Raw genomic sequence first — 15,330 nt, 5'->3', positions numbered from 1 at the left:
GGATTGAACTATCCTGGTGTCCATGGCGCTGTGGTCCCACTCCGATCCATCTCGAACTCGGTTGTGAAACGCAGCAGCGGCGACGATATTTGGGGGGTAGCCCCCTGAGAAAATAGCTCGATGCCAGGTAAAACAATTCTCAAAATCAACGTTTAGCGAATGGAGAACCATTGCAACGTTGCAGGAAAGCCACCCGGAAGGGTGGCTTTTTTGTTGGCAGACTCCTCCACGCGCTACCGTTTAGTCATTGGACCTATGGCTTGGATGCGGCGTTGGTTGGCCTGGAAGCGCTTGATCCGAAGCCTATGGCAGGCCTATGCGCGTTGGTCGCGCTGTGACTGTGTTGATCTCAGTGCTGCCTTTGCCTATTACACGCTTCAATCCATTTTCCCTTTGTTGCTGATAGCTCTTTCGGTTGCTTCTTGGTTTCTTGGACGCCAAGAAGGGCTGGATCAGCAGATTATTGATTACACCGCTGGCGTCCTTCCCCCTTCCGCTGTAGCGCTTGTTCAAGTCACTCTTGAAAAGCTTGTGCGGCAAGGCTTTGGTGCTGGCCTACTTGGTGCAGGTGTCCTGCTTGTCACCGCGGGGAATGTTTATTTGACCTTGCAGCGGGGTGCTGATCGGATTTGGTTTGACTATTTCCCAGATCCACCTGCTGATGTGAACTGGTATCAGCAAGTTGTTCAGTTTCTCCGGGTCCGGCTTGAAGCATTCTTTGTGGTGATCTTTGTTGGGCTTCTGATTGTTCTTGATCAAATCAGCGCCAATCTACGCATGATTCATGCAGCGGCACTCGATGATTCGTTGCGTTCGTTGCCTTGGCTTCAGTCTTTTTTGGCGCATATTCCCGTGCTGACATTCGGTCGTTATTTGATTCCATGTCTTGGTTTTGCCGGCATGGCCCTTCTGCTTCAGTTCCTGCTGCCCAGCCGGCGCGTCCCTCTGCGTCCCCTCGTTCCAGGGGCCGTTTTGATCGGTGTGCTGCTCACCATTCTCAATCTTGCCGTGAGTCGCAGCATCCTCTCCCTCGGCGTTCGTTTCCAGGCCTATGGAGTGATTGGCAGCGTGCTGGTGCTCACTCTCTGGGTGTGGATGGTTGGTGTTGTGATCTATTTCGGCCAGTGTTGGAGTGTGGTCCTGGCGAAACGACGCCTCAGCCTCGGTGTGGATCAGCGACACTGAGATCCGGTCTTCCTTATTTGGCCTGTGCCCCGTTCTTCCTCCCTGCTTTGGATCGGACTGCTGCTGCTGATCCTGCTGCCAACTGCAGCAGGTCGGGTGCTGCTCGATGTGGCAGGAGGACTGCTGTTGGTGCTGCTGGCCCTGCCGTTGATTCTGGGTGGAGCTGGCTGGTTGGGCTGGCGATTCCTTCAGAGTCGGATGCAGGCCTGCCCCGCCTGCGGGGCGATGAACCTCTCGAGCGGAGAGCGATGTTCGGTTTGCGGGGCTCCGCTAACCGCTGCTAATCCGAGCACTGATTCGGCACCTGCCAGTGCCATGACCATTGATGTGCAAGCCCAGGATGTGGATTCCTGATCAGTTCTGAGTGTTGATCAGCCTCAGGACTGCTCAGCGGCTGCCAGTTCCGCAAGACGTCGCTCGCGCAGATGGAGAAACAGGGGCGCACCGCAGGCAAAGGAGATCATGACGCAGGCAATCAACGTGATCCACCAGCCCTTCATCTGCAAGCGACGCCCTTCCACCGCGATCCAGATGGTGATGGCACTGGCTCCGATCAGCAGATCCCGGCTGAGCGAGCGGGCGGCGGCGTTGGCGTTGGCATCTTGAATGAATTGCATTAGGGCCAAAGGGTCGCCGTTGGCCTGCATGAATTCCAGATTCGCTTGCCAGGGAAGGATCGCTCCTGCAACAGCCAGCAGCAGATAGATCCAGCGCAGAAGTTCAGGGCGATGCATCAGCTTCTTTCTTGTCGTGTGTTTGAGGCATCATCGTCTCCGGATCTAGCTCCTGGACGGATTGTTCCACCTGTGCCAGCAGTGTCTGGCAATGTTCGAGATAGATCTGGCCCCGTCGATGGGCTCGTTCCAGTTCAGACAGAGGCAGGGTGTCGTTCTGAAGGTGGCTGAGGAGGAGATCGGCGGCTTGCAGAGCTTCTTCGTAGCTCAGGTGAGCGGCATCCTTCCGCCAAGTCTCCTCCTCCTGCTGGGGATCGATGCTGCCGTTGCTGGCTCGGCTTGCTTTGCTTTTTGCAGCCATGGTGTGCGCGGTGAGGGGACGGTGCGGTTTGGAGAGTTCAGCGTTGTGATCCTGGTTTCACGGCTTTGGCTTCGACCACGACTTGGCCGTCGCTGAGCCTGACCAGAAGGTCTTGTGGGGGCTGCACCTCCGTGATGCTGCGCAAGGGGCGCCCATCGGCCGTTTCAAGAATGGCAAAGCCGCGGGCCAACCAACGTTCTGGAGCGAGCGCAGAGAGGAGCTTCATCCGTTGATTGAGCTGCACCCTCATGCGTTCAAGCAGTCGACGGGGGTGGTGCAGCGACCAGTTTTCAAAGCGCTGGTTCAGTTTCTGGCGTTCTCGCTTCAGAGCCCATGCCTGTTGATCTCGCCAGTGGCGTTGGCGCTGATGCACGTCTGCGAGGGCGTGCTCTCTTGACGGAAGCAGCTGAACGATTGCTGCCGTGGGCGTCGCGGCCCGGTGATCGGCTACGAGGTCGGCGACGGTGAGGTCGTCTTCGTGGCCGATTCCAGTGATTAGAGGCACTGGGCTCATGGCGAGCTGTCGACAGACGTCGGCATCATCGAAAACCATCAGATCTTCACGGCTGCCACCGCCCCGAGCCAGCACGATGGCATCGAGAGCCAGTCTTGGCTGGGCCTCGCTCAGGCGTTGCAATCGCTGCACGATCTGCTGCGCTACATCACCCTGCACCGGGATCGGTAGGAGCAGCAGACTGGTCAAGGGCCAGCGCTCCCTCGCGGTTCGCAGCATGTCTGCGAGTGCTGAACTGGGACTGCTCGTGAGCAGCGCGACGCGCCGGGGGTAGCGGGGAAGAGGCCGTTGCCGACTCGGATCGATCAGGCCCTCTTGCAGCAATTGCTCGCGCACTTCTTCAAAACGGCGCATCACGGTGGTGAGACTGGGCCTCAGGTCGAGCACCTGCACCGCCAAGCTCGCCCGAGCGGCCCAGAAGTTGAGCTTGCCCACCACCAGAACGCCATCGCCGTCGCCTGGAACGAAGTTGAGTTGCTGAAGCTTGGAGGCCCAAACCACAGCTGTGATGCTGGCGTTTCCGTCCGTGAGAGTTAGCCAGAGATGACCTTTTTTGATCTGGGGCCTTGATGCCGTCGCTTGAACGAGAAACCGCGGGGCGAACCCCCTTTCCAGCAAGGTGCCGATCGCGGCATTGAGTTCAGCAACCGAATAGGTGGGGGGAGCGTCAGTGGTCAAGGTGCCGATAGGCCATGCCCCAGTAGAGACAGAGGGCGCTGAAAACGAGGGTCAGGGTGAGGCCCCAGGGGCTTTGGATTTGGGTGGCGCAAATGGCGAGAAGCACGAGGGCGCTACTCAACAGCCGGGCTCCGTCCCGGCGGTTGCTGGCGAAAAGACGCGGCACAAACGATCGAAGCAATCCAGATACTCTCTCGCAGCACCGGTTGGGATGCGCTGTGACATGAAAAAGGCCCCGCCGTGGCGGGGCTTTGAACGACGCATGCAGCGTCCGGGTTCGATCAGCCCAGGCCGATCTGGGTGAGGATGCCCTGGCCGGTCAGCAGTTCGGTGCCGAGGCCGATCACGAAGCCGAGCATGGCGAGACGTCCGTTCCAGGTCTCAGCGAAGTTGACGAAACCGAAGCGGGCTTGTGCGTTGTCAGACATGGCGAAGAAAAAAGGACCTGCCCAGTCAATGTAACAAAGGTTTGAGTTTTGTTGACTGTCTTGCGCGGCACATCGGGGCCGCTTTTGGTGCGGATCTCCCCTCTTGCCTCGCGGTTAACGGCGCTTGTTCGTCCCAGCGGTTGCGATCGCGGTGGCGGGGTTGTCTGGCCAGGGATGTTTGGGGTAACGGCCACGCATGTCTCGGCGAACATCGTGGTAGCTGCCTCTCCAGAAGCCCTCCAGATCCTGGGTTCTCTGTAAGGGGCGCCCCGCTGGCGAGAGCAGCTCGAGCGTCACAGGGAGACGTCCCTCCAGCACCCTGGGGGTCTGCAGGCAGCCAAACATCTCCTGCAGCTTGACGGCCAGGCAGACCTCTCCGTCTCGGTAGTCGAGCCTGGCCTGGCGACCGGACGGGATCAGAAGCGACTCCGGCAATAGTTGGTTCAGTGATTGGCGTTGCTGCCAGGGCACCTCTCCCCAGAGAGCCTCGATCAGCTGGTCTTCGCTGAAGTCGCCCAAGCCTGTGCAGCCCAGTAACGAGGGTCCCAGCCACTCTGGCAGGTCCCTGGCCAAAGACTCCCAGTCGCGTGCGGGCCAGGGGAGTCCTCTGTGCTGATGCAGAAGCGCGAGTCGTTCCCGCAGCTGTTGGCTGCGCGGGCCCCAGGGGAGCGTCTCCAGGCCCGCATGGCCCAGGTGATCAAGGAGCAGAGAGCAGGCCAGTTCAGGATCGGGCCTCTGTTGGGGCAAAGACTGGAGGGTGAGGGCTCCCAGTTGAAGGTTCCGCCGCGATCGGACCCGTCCCTCATCCAGAGCCACCGTTTCCTGCCATTCACCCTCGCGTCTGGCCAGGTCTTCAAGCCAGGAGATGGGGAGGGGCAGGGCGAGCCGGATCCGGGCATTGACCCGCCCGAGGTCGAGACGCGCTACTGCGAGGGCCGCTGACGCCTGCAGGGGGTCCTCCGCTGTCAGTACTGCCCCCCGGCCCTGGCGCAGCTGATAGCTGCTCGATCGTTCGGCGCGCTGTAAAGCCACCCACTCAGGGAATGCCGTTGCCAGCAGTAAGGCCGCCACCAGCTCATCACTGCAATCAGCCGCGGGTGGCTGTCCGGCATGGGGGAGCGCCTGCGCCCGCAGGGCTGGCAGCGCTTCCAGTTGTTGATAGAGCTGCCGGCTGAGTTGTCGGATGCTGTGGATCCGGTCGTTCCGGCCCTTCTTCAGCAGCTGCAGCCTGGCCCCAAGGTCGCTGCCATGCTCGTTGGAATTGAGGGGGTCCCGCTCGCTCAGCAGAGCGGCAAGGTCGGCCCCCAGTCGAGAGCGCTTCCACTCGCGGGCATGGAGTAAGAGCATCCCCAGACGGGGATGGGTCCCGATGCCTGCCAGTTGCCGACCGGCATCGCTTGGAAGGCCGGCTGGGGTCAAGGCCCCCAGCCCGACGAGATGGTGCAATCCCTCCTGGAGGGAGGGCCGGGGCGGAGGATCCAGCCAGTGCAGCTGCTCTCCGAGACCGGCGCCCCAGAGCGCCAGGTCAAGCACCAGAGGCTGAGGATCGCAGCGCAGCAACTCAGGTGTGTCGTGCTCAGGGCGTCGCTGTTGCTCCGCTGGTGACCAGAGGCGGACGCATTGACCAGGAGCCTGGCGCCCTGCTCTCCCTCGCCGTTGATCGGCACTAGCCAGGCAGGTCGGCACGGTTTCCAGGCCTTCCATGCCCGTTTCAGGGTCGTAACGACTGCGGCGACTGAGGCCGCTGTCGATCACCAGCCTCACCCCATGAAGGGTGAGGGAGCTTTCGGCAATGGCCGTGGCCAGCACAATCCGTCCGTGCCATTCGCTGCTACAGGCGGTCAGAGCACGGGTCTGAACCTCCAGGGGCTGCTGGCCATGGAGGCTGCACAGCTGCCATCCCTCCAGGCTCGAGCATTCCTGGATCGCACGCTCACATTGGTCGATCTCGTGAAGGCCGGGCAGAAACACCAGCACGGTCGGTGGTTGCTGGCGGCTCTCTAGCTCGGTAGCGCCGAGGGGCAGGGCATGCTGTTCCAGAGCCCGGATGACCGTGCTGCTGAGACGTTCCCCCGCCCGTGGAGGTAGGTGATGGGTGGTGACGGGATACGAACGCCCCGCGCTCGTGAGCACCGTGGCGCCGGACAACTCCGCCTCCAGTGATTCCAGATTGAGCGTGGCTGACATCAGCAACAGGCGCAGATCCGGCCTCAGGTGATGGCGGACATCCCGCACGAGGGCGAGGGCTAGATCGTTGTCTCGGCCCCGTTCGTGGAATTCATCGAAAATCACGCAGCCAATGCCACTGAGTTCCGGGTCGCTTTGAAGGCGTCGAAGGAACAGTCCCGTGGTCACCACCTCGCATTCGGTGATTGACGAGGACCGCTGCTCATGACGGACGGCGTAGCCAATTCGCTCGCCAGGGGATTCTCCGAGTGCCTCAGCTAATCGGCAGGCAGCGGCACGGGTGGCAAGCCGCCGTGGTTCCAGCATCAGGATGCCCCTGCCCATGGGCGGGCATCCGTTGAGCGCGCCAAGCAAGGCCAGGGGCACACGGGTGGTCTTCCCTGCCCCAGGTGGAGCCTGTAGGAGCACGGTGGATCCTTCCGTCAGCGAGCTGCAGAGCTCTGGAAGCAGCGGGTCGATCGGAAACTCGGGAGAACCGGTCGTGGGCAAAGAGGATTAGCCGAAGATGTTGAGCAGTCCCAGAAGCAGGAGGCTGCTGAGAGCTCCCATTGCTGCCAAGAGTTTCACCAGCGGACTGAGGGAAAAGCGAAGCGTGGCCATGAAGAAAACCTTAAAGGCCGTAGTCCCTTCGGTCTAGCCCTTCTTGAGGTGAGGCGCTGTAGCGCTTCGTACGCCTTTACAAGGAGGGCCTGGCGTTTGGCTCAGCGGACATGCCTCGCCCCATCAACAGGGTGGTATTCCTCGCCTGTCAGCTCTTCGTAAACGATGGCGGGCAGACCGGTTTCGAACATGGTTTGCAGTGCTTCTTTCAAATAGGGATTCCAACCACCAGTGCTGACTTCGCCGTGGCGGACTGTCCAGTCCCAGGTGCCCTGTAAATCCCTAGGGATCCTTCCTTCGCGATCACGACGCGCGACCAGATCCAGAGACTCCACCAGTCCCACCTGGATGGGTTGCTTCCCGTAAGCGGGCGTGAGGCTCAACTCAAGGCGAACCGGATCCTCCTTTAAGAGGCGCAGTCGGAAGCGTGGAGGCAGTTTCACGGATTTGATCACCGCTGCCACAATCCGTGTTCGTTGATCCACCTAGGAGTCCCCCCTACGAGTCCGACCGGCGCCGACAAAGGTCGCCATCACCCAACCTTATTCAGTCGTGGTTCCTGCTTCCGTCAGGCGTCTCCTCTGGGTCGCTCCCGCCACTGAAACGCACGGTGAGCAGGTCCTCTTCTGTGATGCGCCCCTCTTGATCGAGAAGTTCCGGATGCACGGTGATTTGACCGGTGCGGTCTCTCGGGCTACGTGCGGCTCGGAATCCCTGGCCCATCACGCGAAAGGCCTGCCAGAGCAGAAAAACGAAGGCTGCGCCGTAGAGGATCGGGAACAGGCTGTTCAACATGGTGCTCGCCTCCAGCGGTACGGACCAGCTTTGTTCCCATCATCGCCGTCAGGGCCGATGGCGCCGCGGGTTGCATCCGGTCATGGTTTGGTCGGGGATTGCGACTGACGGCTCCCCTTTGTTCTGCGTACTGTCAAGACCTGCGTTTTGCTGTTCTGCGAGCATGTTCAGGCCCGTCACAGCGTCCATGCTCGTCGCGACGGCTGTCGTCGGGCCCCTGGCATTGATCCCTCAGGTTCTGCCCCCGGCACAGGCAGCCTCCGCAGCGGCAGCGGCCCTGACACCCCAATCGTTCGTTGCTTCGGCAGTCCAGAGAAGCGGGCCGGCGGTCGTCACCCTCGAAACCCAGCGAACCGTGCGCTCCACGGGCGTCTCCGGCTTGCCTGGTGGTCTGATGCTGGATCCCTTCCTGCAGAGGTTCTTCGGGCTGCAGTCACCCGCTGCGCCCAGGGCAAGGGTGGAACGCGGTCAGGGCAGTGGTGTGATCTTCGAGTCCTCGGGACTCGTGCTCACCAATGCCCATGTCGTGGAGAAGGCCGATCAGGTCATGGTCGGCCTGCCTGATGGTCGTCGTGTAGCTGGTCGGGTGCTGGGCCAGGACACCCTCACGGATCTTGCGGTGATCCGGTTGGCGGAATCCGGCCCCTGGCCGACAGCACCCCTTGGCGATTCCGATCGTCTTCAGGTCGGTGACTGGGCGATTGCCGTGGGCAATCCTTTCGGTCTGGAGAACACCGTGACGCTGGGAATCGTCAGCAATCTGAACCGCAACGTCTCCCAGCTGGGAATTTCAGGAAAGAGGCTCGACTTGATTCAGACCGACGCCGCCATCAACCCGGGCAATTCCGGTGGACCGTTGCTCAATGCCGCCGGGGAAGTGGTGGGTATCAACACCCTGGTGCGCTCTGGACCTGGTGCGGGTCTGGGTTTTGCGATTCCGATCAATCGAGCCCGCACGATCGCTGGTCAGCTTGTGGCCCAGGGGCGGGCCAGCCATCCCATGGTGGGAATTGGTCTGTCGTCGGTTCCCGCGCCTCGCCCTGGTGCCACCGTGCCCCCAGGAGCGGTGGTGCGTTCTTTGGTGCCCGGAGGACCTGCTGCGAATGCCGGTTTGCGGGTCGACGATGTGATCGTGGCGCTGGCGGGGGTGCCGGTGGCGACTCCTGCCGCCGTGGTGACTGCGATCGACCGGCATGGGGTCGGTCGTCCTCTCAGCGTGAAGGTGCTGCGGGGAGGGACGGCCGTGAGCTTGTCGATCACTCCTGTGGAGATGAGCAACTTGCCGCAGGCGCGCTAGCTGTCAGCGTCCCGTAACTGTTCAACGCAGCGGGTGATGCACTCGCCGTCATCAAGGGAGCAGGTGGTGATGCACTCGAAATAGGTTTCCACTGCGTCCCAGGTCTGTTCGTGCTGCGTTTCTGCGGCGTTCATGGCGCTGGAGTTGAGAGTGCTGGCATGGATCGGGGGCGTGTGGGTCATGGCGATCCGGGAGCAGTGATGTCAGCCTATGCACACCATTTGGGCTGGTAAAGAGAAATGAGTCTTCCTGCCTAACCATCTGTGAAGTTTCGTCTTGCCAGCCCTGGCGATCACTGTTAGGCAGCGCTCTTTTTGCGCTCCTGGCGTTGCTTCTGCTTTTCTCGATTCGCCCGTCGCTTCGCTTCCTGCTCCGCAGCGGCTACTGCGGCGACTGCCGCTTGTTTTTCTTCGTCTTTTTTCTCGAGGTAGTAGTTGTAATCGCCTCGATAAAGGATCAGTTCGCCATCACGAAGCTCGACGATGCGGTTGGCCACCCTTGAGATGAAATAGCGGTCATGGGAGACCAGCAGTGCCGCACCTTCGTAATGAATGAGCGCGTCTTCCAGCATCTGCTTCGCCGGAATATCGAGGTGGTTGGTGGGCTCGTCAAGCACCAGAAGGTTGCAGGGGCTGAGAAGCATGAGAGCCAGAGCCAGTCTCGCTTTTTCGCCTCCACTCAGTTTTCCTACTTCCTTGAAAACGCTTTCATTGCTGAAGCAGAAGTTGCCGAGCAGGGAGCGCACCTGGGTCTGCGTCCAGTCCGGCACCGCTTCAAACATGGTGTCGATCACGGTTTTGCCGAGATCCAAGGCTTCGGCTTGGTTTTGCTCGAAGTAGCTGGCCACGATGTTGTGTTCTCCCAGGCGCGCGCTCCCTTCGTCCGGAGTCTCCAGCCCCATCAGCAGTCGCAACAGCGTGGATTTGCCGGCTCCATTGGGTCCGACAAATGCGATGCGATCCCCCCGTTCCACCTCTAGGTCTGCACCGAGAAACAGGATCTGATCCCCGTAGCTGTGGGTCATGGATTCGATCACGGCCACTTGAGCGCCCGAGCGCGGTGCGGGTGGGAAGCGGAAGCTCGGTCCGCCCACATCCTCGATCGGGGCATCGACTCGTTCCACCTTGTCGAGTTGCTTCTCTCGGCTCTTGGCCTGTGTGCTGCGAGTGGCGCTGGCGCGGAAGCGGTCGATATAGGCCTGTTGCGTGGCGATTTCCTTCTGCTGACGCTCAAAGGCGGCTTGGGTGGCTTCCCGCTCCAGGGCTTTCTGCTCCAAGTGGTCGGTGTAGTTGCCGAGGTAGCTCCGCGAGATCCCGCGTTCCGTGCTCACGATCTGATTGCAGACGCGATCCAGAAAGGTGCGGTCATGGCTGATCACAACCAGTGCAGCGCTCTGTTCGGTGAGGTAGCCCTCCAGCCATTGGATCGTTTCCACGTCCAGATGGTTCGTGGGCTCGTCGAGTAGAAGCAGGTCAGGGTCTTGGAGCAGGATCTTGCCAAGGGCGATGCGCATCTGCCAGCCGCCGGAGTAGTCGGCAACCGGCCGTTCCGCGTCATCAGCACTGAAGCCGATGGTGGGGAGAAGCTTGTCGATGCGGGCATCGAGTTCGTAGCCGTGCAGTGCCTCGAAGCGCGTTTGCAGTCGCCCGAGCTCGTGGATCAGATCGTCAAGGTGGTCGGCATCTGCCGCCGCCCGTTCCGATGCCATGGCTGCTTCAACCTCGCGCTGCTGATTCAGCACTTGGGCCGCTTCTCCGAAGGCTTGAAACAGTTCCTGGCGGACGCTGCGTCGGGGATCGACATCGAATTCCTGCTGCAGATAGGCGATCCGCGGGTCCCCTTGGCGGACGATCTGACCTCCGCTCGGTTCCTCGAGGCCGGCAATCAGGCGCATCTGGGTGGATTTTCCTGCACCATTCACGCCCACGAGACCGATGCGATCCCCGGCCTTCACCTCCCAGGTCACATCCCGGAGCACTTCCCCGGTTGGGTAGATCTTGCTGACGCGCTCAAGTCTCAGCACGTGATGGAAGGGGCTGGCATCTCTCCATCATCCCGTGCGGGGTGAAAGGCAGACTGAATGCTGCGATCCGAACCACCGGCGATGGCAAGACTGGAGCAGGTGACGGCCCTTGTGGTGGCGGCCGGGTTGGCCATTGTCAGCTATTGGCTGTTTTTCAGCTGGGCCGGTGGTGGGGACCACGGGCGTCCAAAGCCAAAACCATCGGGGCTGCGGGAACTGCCTGAGAGCCGCTCCCTCAGAGTCCACCCCGGGCTTTGATCAGCCATTGCTTGGTGCGATCGTCGTCAAGATCGCCAAGGTGTGCTCTGACCTGATCGGGCGTGACAGGAAGCGACAGGCTTTCTCCAATGGCGCAGATGGCCTCGATGGCTCCCTGCGGGTTCTGAAGCGCTTGTCTGAACAGACTGTTGGTCAGGTCGCGGTCACTTTCAATCCGGCGATACAGCTCAGCAGCGTTGCTCATGGAGGTGGGAGTGTCGTCTTCCAACGCTATGAAGGGTGCGCCGCTTCGGCAGCGTCTTGACTCTCTGAGAGGTTTCGGCTCAGGCGGCCTTCTCGAGATCGGTGTCGCGCAGTCCGATGGCTGAAGCATCTTCCATGCTGCGGGCGTCCATGCAGAGCACCTTGCGGAGCTGGGCGTAGTTGGCGGCCTGGGAACGACGTCCCTCCTGGATGGCTCCGTATTCAGCCCGCTGGAGCACGTGGTGGAGATGGGTCAGCAGGTAGGTGCTGATCACTGCAGAGACCAGCACATCATCGGTTTCCTGCCGACGCCTTGATCGGCTGGCGGACCGGGAGCTGTTCCGGCGAGCGGGGCTCAGGCTTGCGGGTCTGGGCATGGGGCTCCTTGGCGGAGGGGCTGATGGTCGAGAGCGGGCTGTTGATCGAGGAGCCTCTGGGGGTCGATCAGCGTTCGTTTGCCTGCAGCATAGTGCTGGATACTATCCTTGCACACCTCTGTACACTCTTGAGTAGCTCTGCCTGCCTTTGGGTCGTGCCTACCCGCCAAACCTCCTCCAGCGGGAAGCCGAAGTCCCCTCGGATTCAGGTTGTGCTGCCAGAAGATCTCTGCCAGAGGCTCTCCTCGCTGGCCGAGCAGGAATCACGCACTGTGAGCAATATGGCCAAGGTGCTGATCCAGCAAGGTGTGCAGCGCTATGAGCAGGGCGCTGCTTCGGATGCGCCTGTGGAGCGGATGCGCACGGCGCTTGAGGCGCAGCAGCCTCGCCGCCTGCGTGGGGCCCCTCGCCGCCTGCGTCTCTATCGCCCTGGCTGAGCCCCTCGTTCAATGAGCCGCCAGCCTGTTTGGACAACAGCCTGGCCTCTCAGGCGGGCTCGGCTCGCTGCCCCAGCACAACGGCGCGCTGGGCACCAGTCACGGCTGGCGCATTGCCGGGGTGGCGCCGCTGATGCCACCAGGCGAGCAGGGCAAACACAATCGCCTCCCGGCTGGTGGCGGGAAGCGCCAACGCATCGCTGGATCGCACACGCAGCCCGCGGCAACGGCGGGTTAGCTCACGCATCATGGTCGGGTTTCTGCCGCCGCCACCAGCCACCAGGAGCTCCAGGGGGAGCGGCCGGCCCTGGGCTTGAATCCGCGCGAGATCCGCTGCCACCACTGCGGCAGTGAAAGCGGTGAGGGTGGCAAGGCAGTCGTCGTTGGAGGCATTGCTCAGTTCGGAGAGTCGTCGTTGCAGGTCATCGCGTCCAAAGAGTTCTCGGCCCGTGGATTTCGGCGGAGCCTGAAGGAAGTAAGGCTCCTGCAGCCAGCGCTGGATCCAGGCCTCGTGCACCTTCCCGGCTGCGGCTCGTTGTCCATCCCGGTCAAACGTCTCCCTGCCGTGGCTGAATTGCTGGATGGCCAGATCGATCAGGCTGTTGGCCGGTCCGCAGTCCCAACCCAGCACCGGCTGGTCGCGGTCAGGCCCGCAGCGGGGCGGGATCAGGGTGAGATTGGCGATTCCTCCCAAGTTCAGAAGGGCGCGCCAGCCCGTGCAGCGACCAAGCAGGGCTGCATCTGCCATGGGCACAAGCGGCGCACCCTGGCCCCCCAGAGCAAGGTCCGCTGCTCTGAAGTTGTGAATCACTGCCCGGCCCAGTTGCTGGGCCAGCGATTCGGCCTGCAACAGTTGCCAGCTGGCCCCCAGTCGGAAGCTTCCGTCGACATTCCGCTCGGGTGGACGGTGCCAGATTGTTTGTCCGTGGCAGCCCACCAGGCTGGCCTGGCCCAGGGGATCGCAGGCCCGAGCGGCTTCGGCCTGATGGAGGGTGATCTCTTCGGAGAGTGCCAGCAGTGAACCGGCTGCGGTCGGTTCCCCCTGCGCCACCGCCAGGATCCTGGACTGAAGCTCCCTTGGGTAGGGCAGTGATGCCTGGCGAATCAGGCGCCAATGGGGCTGGCTTGGGTGGCCGTTGAAGTCCACAAGAGCGGCATCGACCCCATCGGCGCTGGTGCCGCTCATCAGCCCGATGACGCGCATGAGTTCAGGTTCTAGGCAGTTTTTGAAGGTCGTCGATTAACCCCATCACCACCAGCACGTGGCCCTCTTGGAGGATGTGGGAGGCCGGTGGATTCACGGTGAGATCCCTTGCTGGACCAGCTGCCAGCACATTCACGTGATGGTTTTTACGCAGGTTCAGGTCCCGTAGAGAACGGCCCACGAAACGCCCTGGCACCTTGATCTCCTCGATGCAGTGACGTTCATCGAGCTCAAGGCGCTCCATGAGATTCGGCCGCACGAGTTCCAGCCCAAGGCGCTCACCTTGCATGCGCGAGGGGAACACCACCTTGTCGGCTCCAACGCGAATCAGCATCTTTTCGTGCAGATCGCTGGTGGCTCGTGCAATCACCCGCCGGACCCGACTGCCCTTGCCATCCTTGGCGATCAGGGTTGCCGTGATGCTGGCTTCGATTGGCTCGCTGATCGCGACCACCACGGTGTCCATGTCGAGAATCCCGGCCTCACGCAGGGATTCCTCATCGGTGCAGTCCACAACCCGCGCCTCGATGGAGGGTTCCTGCTGGCGTAGTTCCTCGATAGCCCGGGCGGAGCGGTCCACGGCCAGAACCTCCGCGCTGTTCTGAAGCAACTCGCGGCACACGGCGCTGCCGAAGCGTCCGACACCGACAACCCCGAAACTTTGCAGCTGGGCGTCTCCGGATGCGGCCCAGCTCCACCACTCCCTAGACATAGAGATCCTCCCGGGGGAAACCGATTCGATTCTGACGAGTGAACAGATCCCGGTTGAGGGTTTCCCAGATCGCACTCAGTAGCAGCAGGATCCCCAGGCGTCCCACAAACATGCCCAGCACCAGCACCAGCTGCCCGAATCGTCCAAGGTGCTCAGTCACCCCCAGATCCAGACCCACGGTGGCGAAGGCGGAAATGCAGGTGAACAGAAGCTCCAGAAACGTGAAGGGTTCCTCACCACTGAGGTTGCTACTAAGGGCCAGGAGCAAGGCCATCGCCAGCACGAACAGGAGCGAGGCCACCGTGATGCTGACGGCTCGCAACACCACCTTGTCGGAGATCTGACGGTTGCGGATCACCACGTCCTCACGGCCCCGCAGGGTGGAGCGGGTCGCAGCGACAAGGGCGACCACCGTTGTGGTCTTGATGCCGCCTCCAGTTCCCCCCGGGCTCGCCCCGATGAACATCAGGGTCATCATCAGCAGCAGGCCGGAATCCGAGATGCTCTGGAGGGAGAGATGCACGGTGGTGAAGCCGGCTGTGCGAGCACTGACCGATTCGAAGAGTGCAGCCATCAATCGTTCCGGCCAGGCCACGCTGCTGAGGAACTGTCCATGTGTGAGTGATTCGGTGATCAGCAGACCGCCGGTGCCGATGGCGATCAGGATCAGGCTGGAGCGCAGAACGAGCCGGGTGTGCAGGCTGAGATTGCGGCGATTGAGGCGCTGGCGATGGGTCCAGACGTCATTGGTCACGCGCCAACCAAGGCCCCCGAGCACGATCAGCACCAAGATCACTGCGTTGACAACGCCGTTGGTGCGGTAGTTCTCAAGGCTGTCGCTCCAGAGGCCGAAGCCCGCGTTGTTGTAAGCGGAAATGCTGTGAAACAGGGATGCCCAGAGCCGCTCAGGCCCCCGTGGCAGATCGGTGAAGCCGAAGCTGTAGAGAACCGTGGCACCGATCAGGATCATCACCGCTGCCGTCAGGGCAATGCCGCGGAAGGTGCTGCCCACCCCCCCGACGCCGAATTCATCGAGGGTCTGACCGCGGTCAAGCCGTTGCCTCAAGGCAGTACCACGCACCACAAATCCCTGGAGGAACGTGGTGATCGCCATCAGTCCAAGGCCTCCCACCAGGATCATCACGGCCAGAACCCCTTGCCCGATCGGCGTGAGGTCCTGACCAACATCGATGACTGACAGCCCGGTCACAGTGACGGCGGAGGTGGCGGTGAACAGGGCTTCCCAGAGGCCCACTTGCGAACCAGAGCAGACCGGTGTTGCCAGGATCAGGGTGCCCGCCAGGATCACCAGAAGTCCTGTGACCACCGTGAATTGCGGGACCGTCAGGCGTCGATACCAGGCCTGAGTTCGGGAGAGCGCGGCAGGGATCGGCAT

General features: G+C 61.8%; 19 protein-coding genes and 1 rRNA gene. 5 read left to right on the top strand and 15 right to left on the bottom strand.

What is annotated here, in order from left to right; all coding sequences use genetic code 11:
- Positions 1-12 precede the first annotated feature (12 nt).
- From rrf to H0O21_RS01860, 3 genes are all read left to right on the top strand, one after another.
- Positions 13-129, top strand: a 5S ribosomal RNA gene (gene rrf, locus H0O21_RS01870).
- Positions 130-264: 135 nt separating this feature from the next.
- Positions 265-1,185, top strand: coding sequence for a YihY/virulence factor BrkB family protein (locus H0O21_RS01865; RefSeq protein WP_185190814.1), 921 nt, complete (start codon positions 265-267; stop codon positions 1,183-1,185).
- Between the two features lie 24 nt (positions 1,186-1,209).
- The gene (locus H0O21_RS01860) at positions 1,210-1,539 is read left to right on the top strand and encodes a hypothetical protein (RefSeq protein WP_185190192.1); all 330 of its coding nucleotides are present in this window, start codon (positions 1,210-1,212) and stop codon (positions 1,537-1,539) included.
- 23 nt (positions 1,540-1,562) lie between these two features.
- Here H0O21_RS01860 and H0O21_RS01855 read toward each other — a convergent pair whose 3' ends face one another.
- From H0O21_RS01855 to H0O21_RS01820, 8 genes are all read right to left on the bottom strand, one after another.
- Positions 1,563-1,919: a DUF2834 domain-containing protein gene (locus H0O21_RS01855; protein WP_185190191.1), complete on the bottom strand. Its 357-nt coding sequence runs from the start codon at positions 1,917-1,919 to the stop codon at positions 1,563-1,565.
- Positions 1,906-2,220 carry an exodeoxyribonuclease VII small subunit gene (gene xseB, locus H0O21_RS01850; RefSeq protein ID WP_185190190.1) on the bottom strand — a complete coding sequence of 105 codons (315 nt, stop codon included), beginning with the start codon at positions 2,218-2,220 and terminating at the stop codon, positions 1,906-1,908. The genes H0O21_RS01855 and xseB overlap by 14 nt, the downstream gene beginning before the upstream one ends.
- 37 nt (positions 2,221-2,257) lie before the next feature.
- The gene (xseA, locus tag H0O21_RS01845; protein ID WP_185190189.1) at positions 2,258-3,412 is read right to left on the bottom strand and encodes an exodeoxyribonuclease VII large subunit; all 1,155 of its coding nucleotides are present in this window, start codon (positions 3,410-3,412) and stop codon (positions 2,258-2,260) included.
- Positions 3,402-3,578 (bottom strand): hypothetical protein, encoded by a 177-nt coding sequence (locus H0O21_RS01840; protein WP_164498756.1) that lies wholly within the window; start codon positions 3,576-3,578, stop codon positions 3,402-3,404. The genes xseA and H0O21_RS01840 overlap by 11 nt, the downstream gene beginning before the upstream one ends.
- A gap of 115 nt (positions 3,579-3,693) precedes the next feature.
- Positions 3,694-3,840 (bottom strand): chlorophyll a/b-binding protein, encoded by a 147-nt coding sequence (locus H0O21_RS01835; protein ID WP_131456589.1) that lies wholly within the window; start codon positions 3,838-3,840, stop codon positions 3,694-3,696.
- Between the two features lie 114 nt (positions 3,841-3,954).
- A complete protein-coding gene (gene hrpB / locus H0O21_RS01830) occupies positions 3,955-6,516 on the bottom strand; it encodes an ATP-dependent helicase HrpB (protein ID WP_185190188.1) in 2,562 nt (853 codons plus the stop codon).
- A gap of 212 nt (positions 6,517-6,728) precedes the next feature.
- Positions 6,729-7,112 (bottom strand): hypothetical protein, encoded by a 384-nt coding sequence (locus tag H0O21_RS01825; RefSeq protein ID WP_131457070.1) that lies wholly within the window; start codon positions 7,110-7,112, stop codon positions 6,729-6,731.
- A 61-nt stretch (positions 7,113-7,173) separates the two neighbouring features.
- Complete coding sequence (locus tag H0O21_RS01820; RefSeq protein ID WP_131456593.1) at positions 7,174-7,422, bottom strand: DUF2973 domain-containing protein; 249 nt, start codon at positions 7,420-7,422, stop codon at positions 7,174-7,176.
- A gap of 187 nt (positions 7,423-7,609) precedes the next feature.
- Between H0O21_RS01820 and H0O21_RS01815 the strand changes: the two genes are divergently transcribed.
- A complete protein-coding gene (locus tag H0O21_RS01815; RefSeq protein WP_185190187.1) occupies positions 7,610-8,719 on the top strand; it encodes a trypsin-like peptidase domain-containing protein in 1,110 nt (369 codons plus the stop codon).
- Here H0O21_RS01815 and H0O21_RS01810 read toward each other — a convergent pair.
- From H0O21_RS01810 to H0O21_RS01795, 4 genes are all read right to left on the bottom strand, one after another.
- A complete protein-coding gene (locus H0O21_RS01810) occupies positions 8,716-8,901 on the bottom strand; it encodes a hypothetical protein (RefSeq protein ID WP_185190186.1) in 186 nt (61 codons plus the stop codon). The two genes, H0O21_RS01815 and H0O21_RS01810, sit on opposite strands and share 4 nt — an antisense overlap.
- 116 nt (positions 8,902-9,017) lie before the next feature.
- A complete protein-coding gene (locus tag H0O21_RS01805) occupies positions 9,018-10,742 on the bottom strand; it encodes an ATP-binding cassette domain-containing protein (RefSeq protein ID WP_185190185.1) in 1,725 nt (574 codons plus the stop codon).
- A 235-nt stretch (positions 10,743-10,977) separates the two neighbouring features.
- Positions 10,978-11,205 carry a hypothetical protein gene (locus H0O21_RS01800; RefSeq protein WP_131456601.1) on the bottom strand — a complete coding sequence of 76 codons (228 nt, stop codon included), beginning with the start codon at positions 11,203-11,205 and terminating at the stop codon, positions 10,978-10,980.
- Between the two features lie 79 nt (positions 11,206-11,284).
- A complete protein-coding gene (locus H0O21_RS01795; protein WP_255441080.1) occupies positions 11,285-11,581 on the bottom strand; it encodes a hypothetical protein in 297 nt (98 codons plus the stop codon).
- Positions 11,582-11,736: 155 nt separating this feature from the next.
- Between H0O21_RS01795 and H0O21_RS01790 the strand changes: the two genes are divergently transcribed.
- Positions 11,737-12,018 carry a hypothetical protein gene (locus H0O21_RS01790; protein ID WP_131594953.1) on the top strand — a complete coding sequence of 94 codons (282 nt, stop codon included), beginning with the start codon at positions 11,737-11,739 and terminating at the stop codon, positions 12,016-12,018.
- A 49-nt stretch (positions 12,019-12,067) separates the two neighbouring features.
- Here H0O21_RS01790 and H0O21_RS01785 read toward each other — a convergent pair whose 3' ends face one another.
- Genes H0O21_RS01785 through H0O21_RS01775 form a run of 3 tightly spaced genes read right to left on the bottom strand, consistent with a single transcriptional unit; the run spans position 12,068 to position 15,330 of the window.
- Positions 12,068-13,222 carry an anhydro-N-acetylmuramic acid kinase gene (locus tag H0O21_RS01785; protein ID WP_185190184.1) on the bottom strand — a complete coding sequence of 385 codons (1,155 nt, stop codon included), beginning with the start codon at positions 13,220-13,222 and terminating at the stop codon, positions 12,068-12,070.
- A gap of 4 nt (positions 13,223-13,226) precedes the next feature.
- Positions 13,227-13,934, bottom strand: coding sequence for a TrkA family potassium uptake protein (locus tag H0O21_RS01780; protein ID WP_131456607.1), 708 nt, complete (start codon positions 13,932-13,934; stop codon positions 13,227-13,229).
- Positions 13,927-15,330: a TrkH family potassium uptake protein gene (locus H0O21_RS01775; protein WP_131456609.1), complete on the bottom strand. Its 1,404-nt coding sequence runs from the start codon at positions 15,328-15,330 to the stop codon at positions 13,927-13,929. The genes H0O21_RS01780 and H0O21_RS01775 overlap by 8 nt, the downstream gene beginning before the upstream one ends.

This window comes from Synechococcus sp. HK01-R, from assembly GCF_014217855.1.
Taxonomy (GTDB): domain Bacteria; phylum Cyanobacteriota; class Cyanobacteriia; order PCC-6307; family Cyanobiaceae; genus Synechococcus_C.
The sequence above is the reverse complement of the archived record's forward strand: the minus strand, read 5'-3'. Positions and strand labels throughout refer to the sequence as shown.